A 19,177-nucleotide genomic window follows, 5' to 3' on the forward strand; every position below is an offset into this window, starting at 1 on the left:
CGGCCCTCAACATCGCCTCGCGCGGCGTCGAGGGCTGGGCGGCAGTCAATCCGCCATACGTGGCCTGACCTCGCAGCCAGCGGGGAAGAGATCCGCAAGCCCGCCCATTCATGGGCGGGTAGTTGACTCGTCCGGAAAACCGGCCGCCGGCGTGAGCCTCTCGACGAACGTCCGGAAGTCGGGCGCCACCGGCAGCTGCCGGCCGCGGTCGGCGTCGAGAAACACCACCGGCGGGTCGCCGTCCGGGCCGCAGTCGCGGTAGTCCAGCGCCACCCAGGTGTGCCCGTCGCCGCTGAGCAGAACCACCGGCGACGGCAGCCCCCACTCGCGGACGAGATACCCGGTGTCCTGCAACGCCATCGACAGCTCGCGGCCGGGCGGGGCGATGCCGTGCAGGTGATCGAACGGCACGTGGTCGGCCGCCCACGAGTTCGGCGCGGCCGGGCACGCGTCCCAGCCGTCGGCGACGCTGCCGCCGTTACGCTGCCGCAGCAGCCGGATCAGCGCGGCCGGCAGCCGCACCCCCAGCTCGGCCTCGGCGGCGGTGATCATCTCGTCGGTCAGCGGCGGCTGCGTCAGATCGGTGTCGCCGGAATCCCAGAAGGTCGCCGCCACATCCTCGAACGAAGTCACGGCCGCCATGCTGCCAGAGCCCGGCCCTGTGGGAGGATCCCGGCCATGGACGCGCGCCCCCTGACCGAACGGGAACGCGCCGTCCTCGACGCCCTGCTGGCCACCGACTTCGACGGCGCCGCCGCGTTGCGCCGCCAGGCCGCCGGCGTCCAGGTGACCGGTGGCTGCGGATGCGGCTGCCCGTCGATCGACTTCCGGGCGGGCCGCGGCATGATCGTGCGCGTCGACGCGGTGGTCCACGGTGGCCACGACACCCTGTTGCTCTACACGGTCACCGACCCGCGGCACGGTGAGGTGCTCGGCGGCATCGAATACGCCGGGACCGGCGACGACCGCCGCACCGAACTGCCGCCACCCGGCGAGTTCACGATCACCCCGGCCCGGCGATGATCGTCGAGCTGCCCGAGGGCTCCTGGTGGGACTGGGAGCTGCTGCGTTTCGACGGCTGCCGGCTGCGGCTGGCCGCCGGCTACGACCTGACCTATCACCACGGTCTCGAGCTGGTCTTCATCGACGTCACCTATCTGGTGTGCCCGGCCCGGTTCCAGGATCCGGTGTTCCGGGAGCCGACCGCCCGGGAACTGGACCAGGTGCGGCGCTGCGCCGGTGACGAGGCCGCGGTGGTCGTCGCCTTCGACATCGAGGCGCAGACCGGGCCGGGCCTGGTCTCCTGCCTGATCGCGGCGGACAGCGTCGAGGTGGTCCACGCCGTGGTGCTGCGCCGCAGCTGACCCGGTCACCCCTCGATCGGCCGGATCCGGGTGTTCTGAAACGACGTGTACAGCCACCTGCCGTGCCGTTTGACCGCGACGTTCGTGTTGATCGACAGCGCTTCGGCGGTGCAGGCGGACTGGCCCGGCCAGAGCACGCACCCGGTCCGCACGATGACGGCCACGTCGGGCTCGACGAAGCGGATCCGCTCGTCCTGTTGCGCCAGCCGGGTGCCTTTCAGATAGGTGGTGAAGTAGTGCTGCATGCCGGACGCGATCGCGGCCCGCCCGGCGAGGTGGTCGCCGCTGAACGTGACCACGTCGCCGTCGCTGGTGTAAACGGCCGCATACGCCGGGCCGTCGCCGGCGGCCCACGCCCGGTCCTGGCGGTCGCGCAACTCGCGCAGGGCGGCGAGATCGTCCCCGCCCGGGGGTGAGGCGGACGCCGGCACCGCCGCCGGGATCAGCGCGGCGGCGAGCACGGCGGCTGCGGCGAGAAGGTTCCTGTATCGACTCATGCCGGTAACCGTAGGAACCCGGACCGCTGCGGCAGAGCGCCCCGAGGAGGGATCTCGCCCTACCCCCACAGGGGTGCGCCGGGACGTTGCCGGGGTGACGACGGCGTCGGCGGGACTCCGTCGCCGATCTGTCGGACCGGCCCGGGTCGGCGATCTAGCATCTGCTGATGGAGGGCGAGCAGATCGAGCGGGTCCGCGACTTCAACCGCTACTACACCCAGCGTTTCAGTGCGCTCGCCGACCGTTTCCTGGGCCGCGACTGGCCGATCGGGCTGGCCCGGCTGCTGTTCGCGGTCGGGGTCCGCTGCGATCTGCGTGACCTGTGCGCCCGCCTCGGCCAGAACCGCGACCAGGTGCGGCGGCAGTTGGCCGCGCTGGCCGTACAGGGGCTGGTGGTGCTGGGTGACCGGACCGCCGAGCTGACCGACGCGGGTCTTCGCCAGCGCGACGAGCTGAACCAGCGCGCCGAAGCCGGGATCGCCGCGCTGCTCGGCGAACTGACCGGCCGGCAGCGGCGCCGGCTGCTGGCCGCGCAGGACGAGATCCGGCGGGTGCTGCGGGCGGCCGCCGTCGTGGTCGCGGCGGTGCCGCCGGACCTGCCGGCGGCCCGCGACTGCCTGTCCCGGTACGCCGCCGAACTCGACGCCACCTTCCCGGAGGGCTTCGACGCCGGCGTGCTGACTTGCCCCGACGAGGTGACCGGCACCCAGCTGCTGGCCACCGAGCAGGGCCGTCCGGTCGGTTGCGGCCTGTGGCTGCGCCTCGGTCCGGGCGTCGCCGAGATCCGTCACCTGTGGGTGGCGCCGGAGGCGCGCGGGCTCGGCATCGGCCGAAAACTGCTGGGCCGCCTGGAAGTGGACGCCGCGAACCGGGGCATCGCCACGGTGCGGCTGGGCACCCATCCGCTGCTGACCGAGGCGCTGGCGCTGTACCGGTCGGCCGGCTACGACGACATCGGCGGCTACAGCGACAACGCCTACAACCAGCTGGCGTTCGAGAAGGTGCTGGTCAGGGCGGACGTGGCCGGATCCGGGCCGGGTCGTGCGGACGGGACGTGTCGACCACCTTCGGCGTCCGCATCTCGTCGCGGCGCAGTGGCGTCAGGGTTTCGTCGATAGCGTCCATGATCAGCCGGGTGGCGTGCATGGCCTGCGCCCCCGGCGTTCCGGTCTCGGCCGCCGACAGGTCGACCGGCCGGTCAGCGAAGCGCACCTGGACGACCGGGCGCCGCAGCACCGCTGTGACCAGGGCCCGGCCGAGCCGTTTCGGCGCCTCGTAGGGGATCGCCGCGTGCGTGCCCCACTGCGCCACCGGCAGCACCGGCGCCCCGGAGATGGCCGCCATCCGCGCCGCGCCGGTCTTGCCGCGTTCCGGCCACATCCACGGATCCAGCCCGATGCGCCCTTCCGGATAGATCAGCACCGCCGAGTTCTCGGCCAGCGCCTTCGCCGCGGCGGGCAGCGCGTCGGCGACGTGGGCGGTGTTGCGGTCGACGCGGATGTGCCCGCAATGCCGCATGACGGTGCCGACCACCGGCGCCCGGAACACGCCACCGGTGGCCATGAACCGCGGCACGATCCCCACCTTGTGGCACGCCGCCATCATCACCACCGGGTCGAACGGGCTGACGTGGTTGGCCACCAGGATGACCGGGCCACCCTGCAACGATGCCGGCAGGCCACCGGACACCTGCAGCCGGATCAGCGGGAACGCCACGATCCGCGACAGGGCGAGCAGCAGCCGCCACAGCCGCGGCGCACGCCAGACAGGTGAGGTCTCCATGAAGCGAGAATGATTGCACGGCCCCGGGATCGTCCTCTATCCGGCTTCCCTGTCGGGTACGCGCAGAGCGTCCCGGAAACCACACGGGTGGAGCGCCCCGAAACAGGGGACAGGTGGCCGGCCGGTGCCCGATCCTCGACCCATGACGATCTCGCGGCTTCTGCGTGCCTGCCTGGGCGCCACCGTGGCCCTGACCTGTGTGCTCACCGGCCCGGTCCCGGCCGCCGCCCTCCCCGACGACGGCGCCGCCCCGCAGTTGACCGCGGCGCAGCGCAAAGTCCTGCTCGACGCGACCCGCCGGTTCCGGGACCCGCGCCGGGCGAAGGCCGCCGGTTACCTGTCGACCGACGACTGCGTGCCCGGCATGGGCCACCACTGGACGCACCCGGGTCACGCGGCCGACACGGCGATCGACCCGGTGCTGCCGGAGATCCTGCTCTACGTGCCCGACCGCAACGGCACCCCGGTGCTCGCCGGACTCGAATACTTCAAGGCCGACGCCGACGGCAGCCTGAAGACCAGCGGCGACCGGCCCACCCTGTTCGGCCACCGGTTCGACGGCCCGATGGCCGGTCACGAGCTGCCGCCCGGAATCGCGCCCATGCCGGTGCACTACGACCTGCACGTGTGGCTCTACCAGCACAACCCGGTCGGTGAACTGGCCACCGAGAACCCGCGGATCACCTGCCGGTGAGTTCGGCCACCACCCGCGGGTGTGGCACCCGTCCCGCACCCGTGGGTGGCTAGGCTCGACAGTGGCGGACGCGGCACGCGGCCGCCCCGGACGAGTGCGCGTCGTACCCGGTTCTGACAAGACGACCGCCGTGAGGTGAGTTCGTCATGGCCTGGCTCGTTCTGATCGTCTCCGGACTGCTCGAAACCGTCTGGGCGATCGCCCTGGACCGCAGCGCCGGCTTCACCCGCCCGCTGCCCACCGCCGTCTTCGGTGTCGCCGTCACCCTCAGCATGCTCGGGCTCGGCTACGCGCTGCGGACCATTCCGGTCGGCACCGGCTACGCCGTATGGGTCGGCATCGGCGCGGTCGGCACCGCCCTGGTCGGCATGATCGCCCTGTCCGAGCCGGCCAGCCTGCCCCGCATCGTCTGCCTGCTGCTGGTGATCTGCGGCGTCGCCGGCCTCAAGTACTTCCACTGACACCCCGGCCGGGCCGCGGCCGGTCAAACCCGGACCGCGGCCCTGGCCGGTGTCAGCCGACCTCGCCCAACTCCGCCAGCCGGGCCTCCACCTCGGCCAGCTCGGCCCGCAACCGCTCGGCCTGCTGCTGCGCCTCGGCCCGCTCGGCGGCCAGGATCTGCTCGACCGCCTCCTGCACCCCGGGCACGTCGATCAGCGACACCATCTTCAGCGCCTCGGCCGGCTTGATCACATAGGGCCGGGCCAGCGCCTTGGCGCCCTGGTTGGCGGCCACCGTCCACTCGCCCTCACCGTAGGCCAGCGTCACCGTCAGACCCGGCGACGGCTTGGCCTTCGCCGGGCGCGCCGCCTTACGTGGCGCCGCCACCTCGTTGCTCTCCTTCACCTCAACAGCATCCTCACTCTTACGCTGGACCGGCGGTTTCGGCGGCAGCGGCTTGTCGATCAGGAACTCCGGCCCGGACAGCACCGGCTCGGCCGGTGGCTCCGGCGCCGCGGCGGCCTTCTTCGCCGGCACCCCCTTGGGCGCCAACCGCAGATCGGTGGGGGAGAAGGGCAACTCGTCACGCCCGAACCGGACCACCACCCACTCGTCGGAGACCGCCGGATCCTCCAGCGCCACGACCTGCCCGATCTGACCGGAGATCTGCCCCGCCGCCTCGGTGAACTGCACCCGCGGCTTACGCCCGGCCGCCAGCGCCTCCCGGAACTGCTCCAGTTGCTCCGCGCTCAGCCCACCGGTCTCCACACCTGCCGCCGTCATCACCCAACCACCTTCGTACGCCTGTATGAGAGCGGCTTCTTTCTACCAGCACCCACCGACAACAACAGCGCACCACACCGAAGTGATCATGCTGGGAACGGGGACCGGCCGGTCACGCAGTACTCCCGGCCGGCCGGATCCACCAGCGTCGTCCAGTCACCCGGCACCCGCCGCACCACCCGCGCACCCAGCCCGGCATGCCGCGCCACCTCGGCATCCACGTCGTCACAGGCCACATCCAGATGCATGCCGGCCGTCTCGCCGCCGGTGCGCTGCATCAGCAACCGCAACGGCATCGCGCCCGGCCGCACCAGACAGGAGAACTCCGGCAGATCGGAGAAACCACGCTCCCAGCCGGTCAGCGCGGCCCAGAATTCCACCTCCCGGTCATGCACCGCCTCCGGCAGATCCAGGCACACCTGATCCACCAGACTGTGCTGCCCGCCCGGCCACCGCACCGGACCCGGCCGCACCGTCTCCCCGGCCCACTCCACGAGACAGAACAGGATTCCGGCGGGGGAGCGCAGCACCGTCAGCCCCTCCGCGATCTCGACCAGCCGCGCACCGAGGGCGGTCGCCTGGTACGACGTGGCCGGCAGATCGTCGACGTGCAGATCCAGATGCACCCGGGCCGGACCGTCCCCGACCACCTGCACCCGCAGAAACGCGTCCCCGGCAGCGGGCAGCATCGTCGCGAACGTGCCGTCCTCCCGCCAATCCGACAGACCGTAACCGGTCACCGCCTGCCAGAACGGCACCGCCGCCCGGTCCGGCGCGTCCAGGAACCCGGTCATCCACCGCACCGCCATCACGCCACCCGCCCCGTACGCATCGCCGCCGCCACATCCGGGCGCCCGAAACCCTCCGCCGCCACGGCCGCCCGCTCCCACGGATACTCCACCGCCGCGAACGACACCTCCCACCGCCCCGACACGTCGTCGACCACCGCATACCGGGCGTGCGGCGACCCCGCCTCCATCCGGTGCGCGAACGGCTCGTCATCGGCATACGCCGGCCAGCCCACACTGCCCGGATTCACCAGCAGCGCCCCACCCGGCAGCCGCATCGACCCGGTCAGGTGCGTGTGCCCGCACAGCAGCAGCGAATACCCGGACACGTCCCCGAGCCGCTGCAGCACCTCACCGACGGTCGCCTCCCGCGCCCCGGCCGCCTCGACCGTGTGCATCAGATACTGCAGGTCGTCGTCGGGCGTACCGTGAAACGCCAGCACCCCCGGAATCGGCGACCGCGTCGGCGGCAGCGACCGCAACCACGCCCAATGCCGCTCGCCGAGCAGCTGTCTGGTGACCCGGTCGGCCATCCCGATCCGCTCCGGCCCGAACGTCAGCAACTGCCGCTCATGATTGCCGGCCACCGTGGGCAGATTCAGCTCGATCAGCCGGTCCGCGGTGCCCACCGGATCCACATAGCCGGACAGCAGATCACCCAGGTTGACCGTCAGATCGACGTCGTCGTCCTCGATCGCCGCCAGCACCGCCTCCAGCGCCGGCAGATTCCCATGCACGTCGGAGATCACCGCTATTCGCATCCGGCCATCCTCCAAGATCCACCACTCAGACCGGAAACGCATTCTGAAACGCGAGCCGATCGTCGGCGCCGGCCGCCAGCTCCTGCAGACGGTCGTCGAGCGACACGAACGCCTCCCACACCGCGATTCCCGACACGTCCGCGATCCGCTCGACCAGCAGCCGCTCCAGGTCCTCGACCCGTTTCCCCTTCCAGATCTTGTCGGCCAGGCTGACCAGATGGTCCTCCACACCGGCCCGAGAATCGTGCCAGGACCCGTGGGTACCGGCGAATCTCGCCAACCGCGGCGGCACCCCCCGCTGCACCAGCAGCCGTTCACCGGCCGGCTCGTGCAGCGACCCCGGCACCGACAACTCCCGCGGATGCAGCACCTTGCCGACATCGTGGGTGGCCGCCCCGAACACCACCGCCGCCCGGTCGAACACCAGCGCCGGATGCGCCGCCGCCAGCCAGGCCGTCAGCTCACACGCCACCGCGTACACCACCCGCAGATGCGCACCCAACCGCGCCGGCGCACCCACCTCCACCAGCAACGTCACCGCCTCCGGCGGCAGATCCGGCAACCCCGGTACGCAGCCGCGCACCGCCCGCTCCAGAACCGTCACAGCGCGCCGACCATCCGGCCGAAATGCTCACGCACCCGCGGCGATCCGGCCGCGACCACACTCCACACCACGGCGCCGCCGGACACCGCCACCGCGACCCGCGCGTCACCGTCGAACCGGTACGTGGCGTCACACCCCTGGTTCAGCGCCCACCCGTACGTCGTCGGCAGCGGCCGCAACCAGCCACCCAGCTCAGCGATCGCCCCGCCCGGCAGAGCGTGGTCGAATTCCGTCACCGTGTCGCGCTCACGCCACAACAACGTCTCCCACAGGCGCGCGTACACGTACTCCGAGAAATGATCCGCATAGCGGGACCCGCCGAACGACACCGGGGGATCGTCCCGGCCCGCGCCCGCATCGATCGTCCAGTCACCGCAGCCCTGACCATCGGACTCCAGCACCAGCGTCTTCTCGCCAACCCGCAGACCACCCGCCCGGATGATCACATTGTCCCGGCAGACCGCCGCCATCCGCTCGTCACCGCCGTAGCGGAACCACTCCCGCACCGCCGCCGGCAGCGGCCCCACATCAGTGCCGTCACCGGGACCACCGACCAGATCGAAAGCCGCCGCGTTCCACAACATCCGGCGATTGTGGCAGGATCGGCGTTCATGAACGACAACCGAAAGGGCCATGCCGCCTAAGCGCCCGCGCCCCGACATCGACGGCCTCTCCCGGCGCGCCAACGCCGCCATCCGGCACGTCGAAGACACCCACCTCCGGCCCGGCGCCACCGCCAAAGCCCTCGCCATGTGGCGCGAGCTGCTCGACCGGCCCGGCCGGTGGCTCGACGGCGACGCCGTCATCAGCCCCGGCCTCGAACCCGAATCCGCCCGCGACACCCTCCTCGACGTGACACGCCGGCTACCGGCGGGACCACGACGCGAACTCGAACGCCTGCTCGAACCCCTCGACGACGACTTCTACCGCCGCACCACACCGCAGGTCCTCACCGGCGGCGAAGACCGCGCCCACTGGTGGTGGCAGCGGGAACGGGAACTCTAGGACGACGGCGGCAGGGGCAGCGGCAGCCCCGGCAGCCCGTCCATGCTCACCGCCACATACTCCTTCTTCTCGAAATAGGCCGACAACGACGCGTCGTCCTCCCGGGCGAACCGCTTCGCGTGCAGATCCCGGTCCTCGTCGTAGGTCATGAACGGCACCGCATACCCGCACGTGTCCCGGACCAGCTCCGCCCGCACCACGATGATCGCCCGCAACCCGTGCTGCGACACGTCGACAGTGGGGAAGTGGGCCATCAGATCCGGCCACCGCGGATCATCCCGGAACACCGGCTCACCACGCCCGTGCACCCGCACGATGTTCGGCGGCCCGGCGAACGCACACCACATCAACGTGATCCGGCCGTTCTCCCGCAGATGCGCGATCGTCTCCGCGTTACTGCCGGCGAAATCCAGGTACGCCACCGTCAACTCGTCAAGAACCGCGAACGAGCCCCGCAACCCCTTCGGTGACAGATTCACCTTCCCGTCACCCGACAGCGGCGCCGTCGCCGTGAAGAACACCGGCTGCTGTTCGATGAACTCCCGCAACCGACCCGAAATCCGTTCGTATTCCTTGCCCATCCGAGCATCCTCACACGAGCAACTCCGCATTCTCGATCACCAGTGGCGACCATCGCACCGCCCCGGTGCGGCCGTGTTTCGGGTCGACCGCGATGAACCGGCCACCACCCACCCGGGTCTGCGTGCGCCGCGCCACCCAGTCCACCGTCGACCGCTGCCGGATCCGCTCCTCACACATCCAGCTCTCATGCTCGTAACTGACGATCGCCGAATGACCGTGGATCTGCGAAAACGGCATCCACCCGGCCAGCCAGCCCCCGTACAGCTCCGGCGGCTCCACCCACAACGGCCCGCCATACCCCCACAACAACGGCTCCGGCCGCGTGTTCAGCAACTCCGCCGCCGTGGCCGCCGTCACCGGCTCACCCAGATCCCGCCACACCGCCGGCGACAACCCGGCATGCGTGACCAGAAAATCCTCACCCCCACCGGTACGGACAGCCGCCGCCACCCGCAACCGCTCCGTCAACCACCACGTCTCCAACAGCCGCGCGTCCGGCTCCGACAGCGGCTGTGGCCAGAACGGCTCACCACCGACGTACGGCGCCTCATGATTGCCCAGCAGCTGAATCCGCCGCGGCGCACCCTCCACCAGCCGCTGCCCGACCATCCGCAGCACCCCCGGCGTGTCCGGCCCACGATCCACCAGATCACCCACCTGGATCACCACCGTGTCCGGCACCCCGACCAGCGGCTCCAACACCCGCGCCAACTCGGCCGAACACCCACCCACATCGCCGATCACCACCACCGTCGTCACACCGGCATCGCCCCGGCCACCTCCCGCGCCAGCCGGCTGAGGCGCTCACCGTCACCGGACGGCGCGATCCCGCCGGCACCCACCGAAACATCGCGCCGGCTGACACCGACCTGCCCCGACAACGACGGCAACTCACCACCCGCCCGCTGCACCAGCACCATCGCCGCCGGCAGGAAACCCTCCAACAGCGCCCGCAGCACCGCATGACTCGACGCCCGGTACTCCCGCACCAGCGCATCCACGAACGGCACGAACACGTCCCGATCGACCTCGTACTCGTCCCGGCAGTTGTCCACCACACCCGTCGGCAACCCGACGACCGGCGCCACCGCCGCACACGACCGGTAGAACAACTGCGCCACCCGATTCGACGGATTCCACAACGTCAGATCATCGACCTTGAAAAACTGACTCACCCACTCATGATCACAAATGGGTGCCGCCCACCGCTAACCTGCACCGGTGGCCATCGACCCCCGCAACCCCCTCTTCTGGCCCGCCTACCTGCTCGAAGTCGGCCTCGCCCACACCGCCGCACAGGCCTTCGACGTCGACCCCGACGCCTACTGCGACCACTTCGAAGACCCCGACCACTGGCCCACCTTCACCATCCCCCTCGCCGCCGGCACCCTCCACCTCACCGTCCGCAACCTCCCCGACGACCACGGCATCGACTGGCACCTCGACGAGCCGGCCACCAGAAGCCTCACCACCCACCTTTCGTACGCCCACCGCGGTCTGCCCTGGCACGCCCTGTCCACCGACCCGGCCCACCTGCTCATGGCCCTTCCCACCTGCGGCGAACCCACCCTCACCACACGGCAGCGCACCGCCGTCACCCGAGCCCTACGCGCCGTCGGAGCCACCACCCACGTCACCGAACTCACCGACGACCTGATCCAGCACCGCCCCGCCCGCATCCTGTGACACCGGCAAGGGGGAGTCCGCCTACCGCCCCGATCCCCGGAAACACCCGGCCGAACCACTGCCCATCGTGGTGAGCCGGGTGCTCGATGCCTGGTCTGCGGCCAGCAGGACGGGAACAAGTGGAGAGCCTGCCGCAACTACGGCGTCCCTCACTCGGCTGCCCGGCGAACTGCCGTACCGAGGTTCCCCGGCACGCCCGGCAGGGGAGTAGGACGCCTGTTCGAGGCAGCCCTGACGGCCAGCCGGACGATCTAGGGGAGTCCCTGCACGCCGAGCCGGACCTGGTGGGCCTGCTCCGTCACGGCTGCCAGGAAAGCGGTGAGCGCGGGAGCCGGCGGCGTGTCCCGGGTGGCGGACACCAAGCGCCTCATGAGAGTGGCTTCGGCGATGTCCCGGACCGCCAACGCCCGGTCATCGCCCGGCAGGGTCAGCGCGGGCATCAGAGCGACAGCGGTGGCGGCGCGAACAAGTTCGAGCTGCACATCGGCGTCGTTGGAGCGGTGACGAAGGTCGGGCTCGTAGCCACCCAGAGCACGGCAGGTGCCCACGACCATGGCGTGGTGCCCGGTACCTTCGGCGGAAGCGGCCCAAACCTCGGACCGCAGGTCGGCGACCGCCACCGGTCCACCGGACCGGGCAAGCGGATGCCCGGCCGGAAGCACGACCTTGAGCGGCTCCTCGAGCAGGACGGTGAACCGCAGACCCGCGGGGCGAGGCCGGGGATGACTGTCGTACTCGTCGCCGATGACAAGATCGACCGTCCCGAGCCGTAAACCCGGCAGGGACTGCTCGAGCTCCAACTCGAAGATCTCCACCCGGACCGGGGGATGGTCCGCCTTCATACGAGCCACCGCCGGAATCAACAGACGGCGCGCCGCCGACTGCAGCCCCCCGGCCCGCACCGTGCCACGAATGTCACCACTGAGAGCCGCAAGGTCCGCCTCCGCCGCCTCCGCCGCCGACAGCAACACCCGGGCATGCTGAGCGAGCAGACGCCCGGCATCGGTGAAGCGCACACCGCGGCCCGCCTTGTCCAGCAACCGGACGCCGACGTCCTTCTCCAACAGAGCGAGCTGCTGGGAGACCGTGGACGGGCTGTATCCCAAAGCCGCGGCGACCGCCGCCAGAGTGCCACGCTCCTCCAGCTCACGCAGGAACCGCAACCGCCGCAGATCCCACTCGACCATTCGGAAATCCTAACGATTGAACACCGGAAATCATCGCTGGACCCGACGCATCGGTGACCTGATCCTGAGTGCATGGGTGCAGCACTGTGTCTCGTTTCCGCAGCATGCTTCGGCGCGATGGCCATCTTCGGCAAACTCGCCTACGACGCCGGAGTCTCACCCGGCTCCCTGCTGCTCGTACGTTTCACCCTGGCCGCCGCCGCACTCGGGGCCGTCCTGCTGGCACGACCGGGACTACGCCGACCCACATCCGGTCCGCCGCCCGGCCACCCGGCGATGACACGCACCCGGGTCCTGGCCATCGCCGTCGGACTCGGCGCCATCGGGTACGCCACCCAGGCGAGCCTGTTCTTCTCCGCACTCCAGCTGATGGACGCATCCCTGCTGGCCCTGATCCTCTACACCTACCCGGCCATGGTCACCGTCGCGGCCGTCCTGCTCGGCCGCGATCGGCTCACTCCCACCCGCGTAGCCGCCCTGACAGCCGCCTCGACCGGAACACTGCTGGTCCTGCTCGGCGCCGGTGGCGTGAGCTTCCACCCGGCCGGCGCGCTGCTAGCACTCGCCTCCGCGGTCACCTACACCGCGTACATCCTCGTGGCCGACACCGTCGTACACCGGCTGGCACCCCTGACGCTCTCCGCACTGGTGATGACCGGCGCGGCCGGCACCCTCGCCGCCCGCGCCCTGCTCACCGGCGGCGTCGACCTCGACTTCGGGGCAGCGGGATGGTTCTGGCTGGCCTGCATCGCCGTGATCTCCACCGTCGTGGCGATGCTGACCTTCTTCGCCGGACTCCAGCGCACCGGCCCGTCGACCGCCGCCATCCTGTCCACCTTCGAACCCGTCGTCACCTCGGCACTGGCGGCGCTCGTCCTCGGGGAGTCCCTGACTCCGGTACAGCTCGCCGGCGGTGCGCTCGTGCTGTCTTCGGTCGCCGTCCTCCAGCTGCGACGCCGGGCGGGCATCCGCGAGGGGAGTAGCCGGCCCACGGGCAGCGGCACGCGGCGGCACGGCAGGATCCATGCCTTCGATGAAACGGTACGACCGCCGGATGCGGCTCCCCGCAAGATCATCGCTTAGCCGGTGCGCTGTCCCGGGCCGAATTTTCCAGGTCGATAATCAATATTATGTCAACCAAGCCTGGAAGGGGCCGCCCAGAACCCACCCCCACCTACCGCTTGAACTCCGTCGTCAGCGAATACAACCGCTCCGCCAACCGCGACAACTCATTCGCCGCCGCCGCCGTGTTCGACGCACCCGCATGCGTCGTATCCGTCGCCGCCGCCACATCCGACATCGACCGCGAGATGTCACCCGACGACCGCCGCGCCACCGCCACACTGCCACTGATCGCCGCCGTCGACGCCGTCTGCGCCTCCACCGCCCGGTTGATCGACACCTGCAGCTCATCGATCCGGCCGATCACCTCCGTGATCCGCGAAATCGCCTCGATCGCACTCTCGGTGTCAGCCCGCATCGCCATCACCTTCGCATCGATGTCCTCCGTGGCATCGGACGTCTCCCGCGACAGCTCCTTCACCTCACCGGCCACCACCGCGAAACCTTTGCCCTGCTCACCGGCACGCGCTGCCTCGATCGTCGCGTTCAACGCCAGCAGATTCGTCTGACCCGCAATCGCATTGATCACATTCAGCACCGCCGCGACATCCGCACTCGACTCCTGCAACCGCGTCATCGTCTGACTCGTCTCCGCCGCCAGCGACACCGCCTCCCGCGCCACCGTCGTCGCCTCACACACCGCATCCGAGATGTCACTGATCACCGACTGCAACCCCTCAGCAGCCTCGGACACCGAACTCACACTCCCACTGACCTCCGCCACATTGCCCGACGCCACCTGCGCCTGCGCCGACGCCGCCTGCGCACCCTCGGACAACTGCTCACTGGTCGCGGTCAACTCGGTCGACGCCGCCGACAACGCGCTCGCATTGTCGGTGATCTCACTGACCGCACCCCGCATCGTCTCCACCACCGCATCGAGACTGCGCGACAACTCCGCCAGCTCGTCGCTCCCGTCGATGGTCACCTCCGCGGTCAGATCCTTGGCCGCCAGCGCCCGCGCCGCCCGCACCGCCGCGTCGATACGCCGCGAGATCCGCCGCACCACCAGCACCGCCGCACCACCCAGAGCCAGCGCCGCCACCAGCGCCGTACCGAGGGCCAGAGCCTTCGCCCGGCCCGCCGTCGCGTTCGCCGAGTCGGTCGCCTCGTCCGCGTGCTTCGTGATGGTCGCCTCCAGCTCCGGCAGCGCCTGGTCGAACTGCTGGTAGGTCTTCTCGAAGGCGGGCCGGGCGGCCGCCGCCGCGGTCCGGCGCGGGTCGGAGTAGGTGCGGCTGGCCAGCGTCACCAGCCGCTGCCCCTGAGCCACGAAAGCGTCGACGGTGGAGTCCATCGCGTCGACCTGGCCGGCCACCTCCGGCAGGTTCTGCCGAACCCCGCCGAGCCCGTCGCGGATCTGCGCCACGTGGACGCCCAGCCGGTCCAGCACCTCCTGGCGTTCGGTGCTGCTGTTGGTGATCAGCGCGGCCATCACGTCGGCCCGGAACGCGGTACGCGCGGAGTCGGCCCGCTGGGCGGCCCGCTGCGCCGCGGCGGCGTCCCGGACGGCGGTGTTGGCGTCGGTGAGCTGCGACATGCCGAGGTACCCGATGCCGCCGGCGGCGAGCACGAGCACAAAACCGGCAATGGCCAAGGCCAGGACCTGGTGGCGCAGTTTCAAACGCATGTACGTGCCCTCCGAGACGAACCGACGTTGGGCACATCGGCGTGGGCGTGGGCGTCTTGAGGGTCCCGGGAGACTCAGGTCACGGTCCGGCCAGGCGATAGAGAGAGCCGACCGGAGTTTCCGGCGTGTTTCCGCTCAACCGGGGAGTCGCCCATGCGCAAGCTTGCCAGCCTGACCGGCCTCGCCGTCGTCCTCGCGTTGGCCGGGTGCGGCGCGACCGCCGTACCGGAGGCCGAGGATCCGCTCGCTGCGGCGCGGGCGCTGGTTCCGGAGGACATCCGTGCGGCGGGCAAGCTGACGGTCGCGTCCGACCTGATGTTCGAGCCGATGGAGTACGTGGAGGGCGGCGAGCAGAAGGGCTTCGACGTCGACCTGGCGGGGGCGGTGGCCGATCGGCTCGGGCTGCGGCTGGAGTACGTGCAGACGTCCTGGGAGGACCTGCGCCCGCGGGTGATTAGCGGTGACGCCGACATGGCGATGGCGTCGATGACCGATACCGCCAAGCGGCAGGAGGAGGTCGATTTCATCGATTACCTCAATGTGGGGTCGTCGATCGTGGTGCGGGCCGATCTGGCGGCGGTGAAGACGCTGGCGGACCTGTGTGGGCACCGGGTGGCGGTGCAGGCCGAGTCGATCTACGAGGAGCTGGCGGGCAGCCAGGCCGAGCACTGTCCGGCGGGCCGGCGGATGCGCCTGGTGGTGGTGCCGAACAGTGAGGAGGCGGTGGTGGCCGGCAAGGCGGACGCCTATCTGCACGACTATCCGATCGCGGTGGTGGCGGCGGAGAAGAATCCGCGGTTGAAGGTGGTCGGCGAGCAGATCGAGGCGGCGCCGTACGGGATGGCGATCGCCAAGGAGCGTTCCGGTTTGCGTACCGCGATTCAGTCGGTGTTGTTCGGGTTGTTCCAGGACGGCACGTATGACGAGTTGTTGAAGAAGTGGAACATCACCGAGGGTGGGCTCAAGACCGGCGCGATCAATGGTGGCGCCTGACGGGTCTCTCCTCGCTTGGGACTGCTGTGGCCAAAGAGGATATTTGCTGCATAATATGCCTTATGCAGCATGAGTCAGTTCCCGAGTTGATCGACGAGTTTCTGGCCGCCCGCGCCACCCGGAAACCCTCGGTGCACACGCTCGCGGCGTACCGTCGGGATCTGCATCTGGTGTTGCAGCTGGCCGAACCCGCCCCGCTCACCGTGGGTGACCTCTCCCCTCGCGTGTTGCGGGGCGCGTTCGCGCGGTTCGCGGCCTCCCGCGCCCCCGCGTCGGTGTCGCGGGCCTGGTCGTCGTGGAATGCGTTCTTCACGTTTCTGGTCACCGAGCAGGTGGTGGCGGGAAATCCGATGTCGGCGGTGGACAAGCCACGGCAGTCGGTGCTGGTGCCGAAGCCGTTGCGGGGTGAGGACACGCCGGAGCGGTTGTTACGTGCGGTGAGCAAGGTGGACGAGACGCAGCGGGATCCGTGGCCGGAGCGTGATGTGGTGGTGCTGGCCCTGGCGTTGTGCGCCGGTCTGCGGCTGTCGGAGATGCTGGCCTTGCGGGTCGGGTCGGTGACCGGGCGTGATGGTGAGCGGCGGGTGGAGGTGGCCGGCAAGGGCGGGCGGCCGCGGACGGTGCCGATCGAGGATGGCTTGAGTTCGGCGGTGGGGCGTTATCTGGACAGCCGTCGGGTGCGGTTCGGGCGGGTGGGTGCGACCGCTCCCCTGCTGGTGGATCGGCGTGGTGAGCCGTTGCGGCGGGGTGGTCTGCAGTATCTGGTGCGGTCGTGTTACCGGCGGGCGGGTGTGAGTGACCGGGTGCCGCGGGGTGCGCAGTTGCATGCGTTGCGGCACACGTTCGCGACGCGGTTGGCCGAGGACGGGGCGAACGCGTCGGAGATCATGCGGTTGCTGGGGCATGCGTCGTTGGCGACATCGCAGTCGTACATCGAGGTGACGGCGGAGCAGCAGCGTGCGGCGGTGGCAGCGAACCGGACGAATCGGGTGTTGGGCGAGTTGGTGTGACAGAATCCGGCCATGGATGAGGCGAGGTTCACCCGGCGGTCTCTGTTCGGGCGGGTGCTGTTGGTGGCCGGCGGTGCGGCGACGTTGCTGACGTTGACGGGTTGTCCCGGCGGCGACCAGGACGACGACGATGACGAGGACGGCGACGACGAGGACGACTGACCGGCGCACGGCTCACGCCGGTCTCCCCCGCCGCCGGGCGCGGTCGGTGTTTCGCTTGCGCTTCTTCTTCTCGTACGCGTGACGCGGTCCCGCCTTTTCCGGACCGTCGCGCCGAGCCGCGCGAGCTGACCGGCACGCCATCCTGTGCCGCGCCCGCCGGGCTGAGATCGGTGGCCGGGCAGGCCCGGCCGGCCGTCGCACCGGCGTGTGCCGCCGGTCCCGCCGGTCTGATTCTCGTGGTAGGACGGTTGTCCGCCCGATCACCGCGCCGGTGGCGTGCCGGCCCGGTCCGGGGTCTTCCACACGGGCGATCGCGGGGAGAAGTCGATGGCGGCGGCTACGGCGGTGGCGCGTTCGGGTCCGAGTTCGCGTTCGGTCAGCCAGAGGCCCAGGTCCAGACCGGCGCTCAAGGCGCCCGCGGTGACGCGATCACCGTCGTCGACGACCCGTTCCTCGATCACGTCGACGTGGTAGGCGCGCAGTTCGTCGTAGGCGTTGCGGTTCGTGGTGGCGTTGCGTCCGGTGAGCAGGCCCGCCGCGGCGAGCAGCATGGCGCCGGTGCAGACCGATGCCATCCATCGGGTGGAACCGGCCACGTCGGCCAGCCGTTCGGGTAGTGCGCCGGCTTGGGCCTGTGCCCAGGAGCCCTCGTCGGCGCGGTTCAGCCATCCGCCGCCGACCACGATCACGCCGTCGGGGCGACCGAGCGTGTTTCGAGTGTTCAGCTGTACGCCTCGCACGCTGCGTACCGGACCGGCGCTGTGTGCGGTCACGAGATCGAAAAGGCAACTTGATCTACCGGCACAGATATCCGCTGAGCTGCGAAAACGCTTGCCATGGCCTGACAGCGTTTCGCTGTCTTTGCGGACCTCGTGCGGACTGATTGCGGACTACTCGATCACTTGGGTTACGGGATGCTTCACTAGGCAGACCGCGCACCGGGGCGGATGCACCGGCCCGTTCCAGAGATCATGCGCCCAGTACGCTCGGACACCCTCTGGGATGCAGTCGGGACGTGTGCCCATTCGTCCTGCGTGGGCACGGGACTTCCCGGTGCCCACGAAGTAGATGTTGCCGTAGTCGTCCCGTACCCGTGCATCGTCGTAGGTTCGGGCCCTGATGGGGTCGAGGATCTCAAACCAGACGGTCAGGTCGTTTGAGTCGCTGCCCGGATCGAGACCGTTTTTGTTGTTTGTCATGTAGCAGCGACCTCCACATGCATGGGATTCGGGAGCCAACCTAGTCGTCAGGCCCGTCATGCCGAAACAACCGGATCAGTTGCTGCGCGGCAACAGCGCTCGGAACCCTGAACCTATGGATTACCCGCAATACGGGTGGATCAAGAGTCGTACGAGGTCAGACGGCTTGATCAGGTCCGGTCCACCCCGGTCCGGCTGCTGGCGCTGCTGTACTTCACTGCTGTACAGCAGCGACCAGTAGGTTCGGCAGGCGACGTGGCACCTCGGCTACTCAGCCAACTCCGCAAGCACGGCGGCCCGGCCTTCCTCATACTCAGCGAGAGCGGCCGGCTCTTGTGAGAAGTTGTCCGTCCAGTAGCCCTTACGCAGCCACGCCTTCGGAGCGAGCCGCAGTGACAGGTCGGCGTCCAGGGCCGCTTCCCAGCATCGAGGGATAGTCCCGTCCGCGGTCTCGAACATGTCCGGGCTCCAGATCGTGTCGCTCCCGTTGTCATCCACAACCCGTACATAGCAGGCGTCGGACCAGAACGAGATCTCCAGAACGGGATAGCTCTTGCCGACCGTCATGCCCGGATAGGCGTCGACCCCGTCCCCATACGCATCAATAATCTTGACGCACCGCACCAGCATCGCTGGATCTTATCGGTGTCCTGGCCATGCTACGGGTGCAACTCGTCATCGCCTGTCACCCATGGCCTGCACCATCCGTCGTCGCCAGCCATCCCAGAAGCCCGAGCGCTCCCGCCGGAGGTACCCTTCGGATCAGCCACCGCAGCAGAGCATCGCCCGGCGCGCCGGGCGATGCCCGCCAGCAGCCCGAGCGCGTCCGGCCCGCGCCCCCCCCCCCCCGCCCCCGGAGGGAGCTGAGGGACAAAGGGGCCACACCGGGT

The 19,177-nt window shown here is 70.0% G+C and carries 26 protein-coding genes and 1 riboswitch; of the genes, 11 read left to right on the forward strand and 15 right to left on the reverse strand.

Annotated features, from left to right (window positions below; all coding sequences use genetic code 11):
- Window positions 1-108 precede the first annotated feature (108 nt).
- The gene (locus J5X75_RS29625) at window positions 109-633 is read right to left on the reverse strand and encodes an SMI1/KNR4 family protein (RefSeq protein WP_208470823.1); all 525 of its coding nucleotides are present in this window, start codon (window positions 631-633) and stop codon (window positions 109-111) included.
- A gap of 45 nt (window positions 634-678) precedes the next feature.
- Between J5X75_RS29625 and J5X75_RS29630 the strand changes: the two genes are divergently transcribed.
- Together J5X75_RS29630 and J5X75_RS29635 are read left to right on the forward strand one after the other, a co-directional pair.
- Entirely contained in the window at window positions 679-1,023 is a 345-nt protein-coding gene (locus J5X75_RS29630) for a hypothetical protein (protein WP_208470824.1), read from the forward strand.
- Window positions 1,020-1,364 carry a hypothetical protein gene (locus J5X75_RS29635; RefSeq protein WP_208470825.1) on the forward strand — a complete coding sequence of 115 codons (345 nt, stop codon included), beginning with the start codon at window positions 1,020-1,022 and terminating at the stop codon, window positions 1,362-1,364. The genes J5X75_RS29630 and J5X75_RS29635 overlap by 4 nt, the downstream gene beginning before the upstream one ends.
- A 5-nt stretch (window positions 1,365-1,369) precedes the next feature.
- Here the strand turns inward: J5X75_RS29635 and J5X75_RS29640 are convergent, their stop codons facing one another.
- Entirely contained in the window at window positions 1,370-1,861 is a 492-nt protein-coding gene (locus J5X75_RS29640; RefSeq protein ID WP_208470826.1) for an SgcJ/EcaC family oxidoreductase, read from the reverse strand.
- A gap of 167 nt (window positions 1,862-2,028) precedes the next feature.
- Here J5X75_RS29640 and J5X75_RS29645 point away from each other — a divergent pair, with 167 nt between their 5' ends.
- A complete protein-coding gene (locus J5X75_RS29645) occupies window positions 2,029-2,979 on the forward strand; it encodes a GNAT family N-acetyltransferase (RefSeq protein ID WP_208470827.1) in 951 nt (316 codons plus the stop codon).
- Here the strand turns inward: J5X75_RS29645 and J5X75_RS29650 are convergent.
- Window positions 2,870-3,643 (reverse strand): lysophospholipid acyltransferase family protein, encoded by a 774-nt coding sequence (locus tag J5X75_RS29650; RefSeq protein ID WP_208470828.1) that lies wholly within the window; start codon window positions 3,641-3,643, stop codon window positions 2,870-2,872. The genes J5X75_RS29645 and J5X75_RS29650 overlap by 110 nt on opposite strands.
- A 142-nt stretch (window positions 3,644-3,785) precedes the next feature.
- On the opposite strand from J5X75_RS29650, the gene J5X75_RS29655 reads away from it, so the two are divergent.
- Window positions 3,786-4,337 carry a hypothetical protein gene (locus tag J5X75_RS29655; protein ID WP_208470829.1) on the forward strand — a complete coding sequence of 184 codons (552 nt, stop codon included), beginning with the start codon at window positions 3,786-3,788 and terminating at the stop codon, window positions 4,335-4,337.
- 65 nt (window positions 4,338-4,402) lie between these two features.
- Window positions 4,403-4,469: riboswitch (guanidine-III (ykkC-III) riboswitch) on the forward strand.
- A gap of 14 nt (window positions 4,470-4,483) precedes the next feature.
- Window positions 4,484-4,798, forward strand: coding sequence for a DMT family transporter (locus tag J5X75_RS29660; RefSeq protein ID WP_208470830.1), 315 nt, complete (start codon window positions 4,484-4,486; stop codon window positions 4,796-4,798).
- A gap of 52 nt (window positions 4,799-4,850) precedes the next feature.
- On the opposite strand, the gene J5X75_RS29665 is transcribed toward J5X75_RS29660, so the two are convergent.
- The 5 genes from J5X75_RS29665 to J5X75_RS29685 all read right to left on the reverse strand — a co-directional run bounded on the left by J5X75_RS29665 (window position 4,851) and on the right by J5X75_RS29685 (window position 8,298).
- Entirely contained in the window at window positions 4,851-5,561 is a 711-nt protein-coding gene (locus tag J5X75_RS29665; RefSeq protein ID WP_238489855.1) for a hypothetical protein, read from the reverse strand.
- An 86-nt stretch (window positions 5,562-5,647) separates the two neighbouring features.
- Complete coding sequence (locus J5X75_RS29670; protein ID WP_208470831.1) at window positions 5,648-6,370, reverse strand: VOC family protein; 723 nt, start codon at window positions 6,368-6,370, stop codon at window positions 5,648-5,650.
- Window positions 6,370-7,110 (reverse strand): metallophosphoesterase family protein, encoded by a 741-nt coding sequence (locus J5X75_RS29675; protein WP_208470832.1) that lies wholly within the window; start codon window positions 7,108-7,110, stop codon window positions 6,370-6,372. The genes J5X75_RS29670 and J5X75_RS29675 overlap by 1 nt, the downstream gene beginning before the upstream one ends.
- Before the next feature lie 25 nt (window positions 7,111-7,135).
- On the reverse strand, window positions 7,136-7,714 hold the full coding sequence (locus J5X75_RS29680) for an HD domain-containing protein (RefSeq protein ID WP_307798335.1): 579 nt from the start codon (window positions 7,712-7,714) through the stop codon (window positions 7,136-7,138).
- Window positions 7,711-8,298: a hypothetical protein gene (locus J5X75_RS29685; protein ID WP_208470833.1), complete on the reverse strand. Its 588-nt coding sequence runs from the start codon at window positions 8,296-8,298 to the stop codon at window positions 7,711-7,713. The genes J5X75_RS29680 and J5X75_RS29685 overlap by 4 nt, the downstream gene beginning before the upstream one ends.
- Window positions 8,299-8,347: 49 nt before the next feature.
- Here J5X75_RS29685 and J5X75_RS29690 point away from each other — a divergent pair, with 49 nt between their 5' ends.
- On the forward strand, window positions 8,348-8,719 hold the full coding sequence (locus tag J5X75_RS29690) for a hypothetical protein (RefSeq protein WP_208470834.1): 372 nt from the start codon (window positions 8,348-8,350) through the stop codon (window positions 8,717-8,719).
- Here J5X75_RS29690 and J5X75_RS29695 read toward each other — a convergent pair.
- Genes J5X75_RS29695 through J5X75_RS29705 form a run of 3 tightly spaced genes read right to left on the reverse strand, consistent with a single transcriptional unit; the run spans window position 8,716 to window position 10,476 of the window.
- On the reverse strand, window positions 8,716-9,300 hold the full coding sequence (locus J5X75_RS29695; protein ID WP_208470835.1) for a pyridoxamine 5'-phosphate oxidase family protein: 585 nt from the start codon (window positions 9,298-9,300) through the stop codon (window positions 8,716-8,718). The genes J5X75_RS29690 and J5X75_RS29695 overlap by 4 nt on opposite strands.
- Before the next feature lie 10 nt (window positions 9,301-9,310).
- Entirely contained in the window at window positions 9,311-10,060 is a 750-nt protein-coding gene (locus J5X75_RS29700; protein WP_208470836.1) for a metallophosphoesterase, read from the reverse strand.
- Window positions 10,057-10,476 carry a DUF6086 family protein gene (locus tag J5X75_RS29705; RefSeq protein WP_208470837.1) on the reverse strand — a complete coding sequence of 140 codons (420 nt, stop codon included), beginning with the start codon at window positions 10,474-10,476 and terminating at the stop codon, window positions 10,057-10,059. Before J5X75_RS29705 ends, J5X75_RS29700 begins: the two co-directional genes overlap by 4 nt.
- 46 nt (window positions 10,477-10,522) lie before the next feature.
- On the opposite strand from J5X75_RS29705, the gene J5X75_RS29710 reads away from it, so the two are divergent.
- Window positions 10,523-10,987 carry a hypothetical protein gene (locus tag J5X75_RS29710; RefSeq protein WP_208470838.1) on the forward strand — a complete coding sequence of 155 codons (465 nt, stop codon included), beginning with the start codon at window positions 10,523-10,525 and terminating at the stop codon, window positions 10,985-10,987.
- Window positions 10,988-11,238: 251 nt separating this feature from the next.
- Here the strand turns inward: J5X75_RS29710 and J5X75_RS29715 are convergent, their stop codons facing one another.
- Complete coding sequence (locus J5X75_RS29715; RefSeq protein WP_208470839.1) at window positions 11,239-12,174, reverse strand: LysR family transcriptional regulator; 936 nt, start codon at window positions 12,172-12,174, stop codon at window positions 11,239-11,241.
- Between the two features lie 72 nt (window positions 12,175-12,246).
- Here J5X75_RS29715 and J5X75_RS29720 point away from each other — a divergent pair, with 72 nt between their 5' ends.
- Window positions 12,247-13,257: a DMT family transporter gene (locus J5X75_RS29720; RefSeq protein WP_208470840.1), complete on the forward strand. Its 1,011-nt coding sequence runs from the start codon at window positions 12,247-12,249 to the stop codon at window positions 13,255-13,257.
- A gap of 91 nt (window positions 13,258-13,348) precedes the next feature.
- Here the strand turns inward: J5X75_RS29720 and J5X75_RS29725 are convergent, their stop codons facing one another.
- Complete coding sequence (locus J5X75_RS29725; protein ID WP_208470841.1) at window positions 13,349-14,923, reverse strand: methyl-accepting chemotaxis protein; 1,575 nt, start codon at window positions 14,921-14,923, stop codon at window positions 13,349-13,351.
- Window positions 14,924-15,076: 153 nt separating this feature from the next.
- On the opposite strand from J5X75_RS29725, the gene J5X75_RS29730 reads away from it, so the two are divergent.
- From J5X75_RS29730 to J5X75_RS29740, 3 genes are all read left to right on the forward strand, one after another.
- The gene (locus tag J5X75_RS29730; protein WP_208470842.1) at window positions 15,077-15,916 is read left to right on the forward strand and encodes an ABC transporter substrate-binding protein; all 840 of its coding nucleotides are present in this window, start codon (window positions 15,077-15,079) and stop codon (window positions 15,914-15,916) included.
- 62 nt (window positions 15,917-15,978) lie between these two features.
- A complete protein-coding gene (locus J5X75_RS29735) occupies window positions 15,979-16,926 on the forward strand; it encodes a tyrosine-type recombinase/integrase (protein ID WP_208470976.1) in 948 nt (315 codons plus the stop codon).
- A gap of 12 nt (window positions 16,927-16,938) precedes the next feature.
- Window positions 16,939-17,088 carry a hypothetical protein gene (locus J5X75_RS29740; protein ID WP_208470843.1) on the forward strand — a complete coding sequence of 50 codons (150 nt, stop codon included), beginning with the start codon at window positions 16,939-16,941 and terminating at the stop codon, window positions 17,086-17,088.
- Window positions 17,089-17,348: 260 nt separating this feature from the next.
- Here J5X75_RS29740 and J5X75_RS29745 read toward each other — a convergent pair whose 3' ends face one another.
- Window positions 17,349-17,861: a DJ-1/PfpI family protein gene (locus J5X75_RS29745; RefSeq protein WP_307798337.1), complete on the reverse strand. Its 513-nt coding sequence runs from the start codon at window positions 17,859-17,861 to the stop codon at window positions 17,349-17,351.
- Between the two features lie 693 nt (window positions 17,862-18,554).
- On the reverse strand, window positions 18,555-18,917 hold the full coding sequence (locus J5X75_RS29750; RefSeq protein WP_208470845.1) for a hypothetical protein: 363 nt from the start codon (window positions 18,915-18,917) through the stop codon (window positions 18,555-18,557).
- Window positions 18,918-19,177 lie beyond the last annotated feature (260 nt).

It is taken from the genome of Actinoplanes flavus, from assembly GCF_017592555.1.
Lineage (GTDB): Bacteria > Actinomycetota > Actinomycetes > Mycobacteriales > Micromonosporaceae > Actinoplanes > Actinoplanes flavus.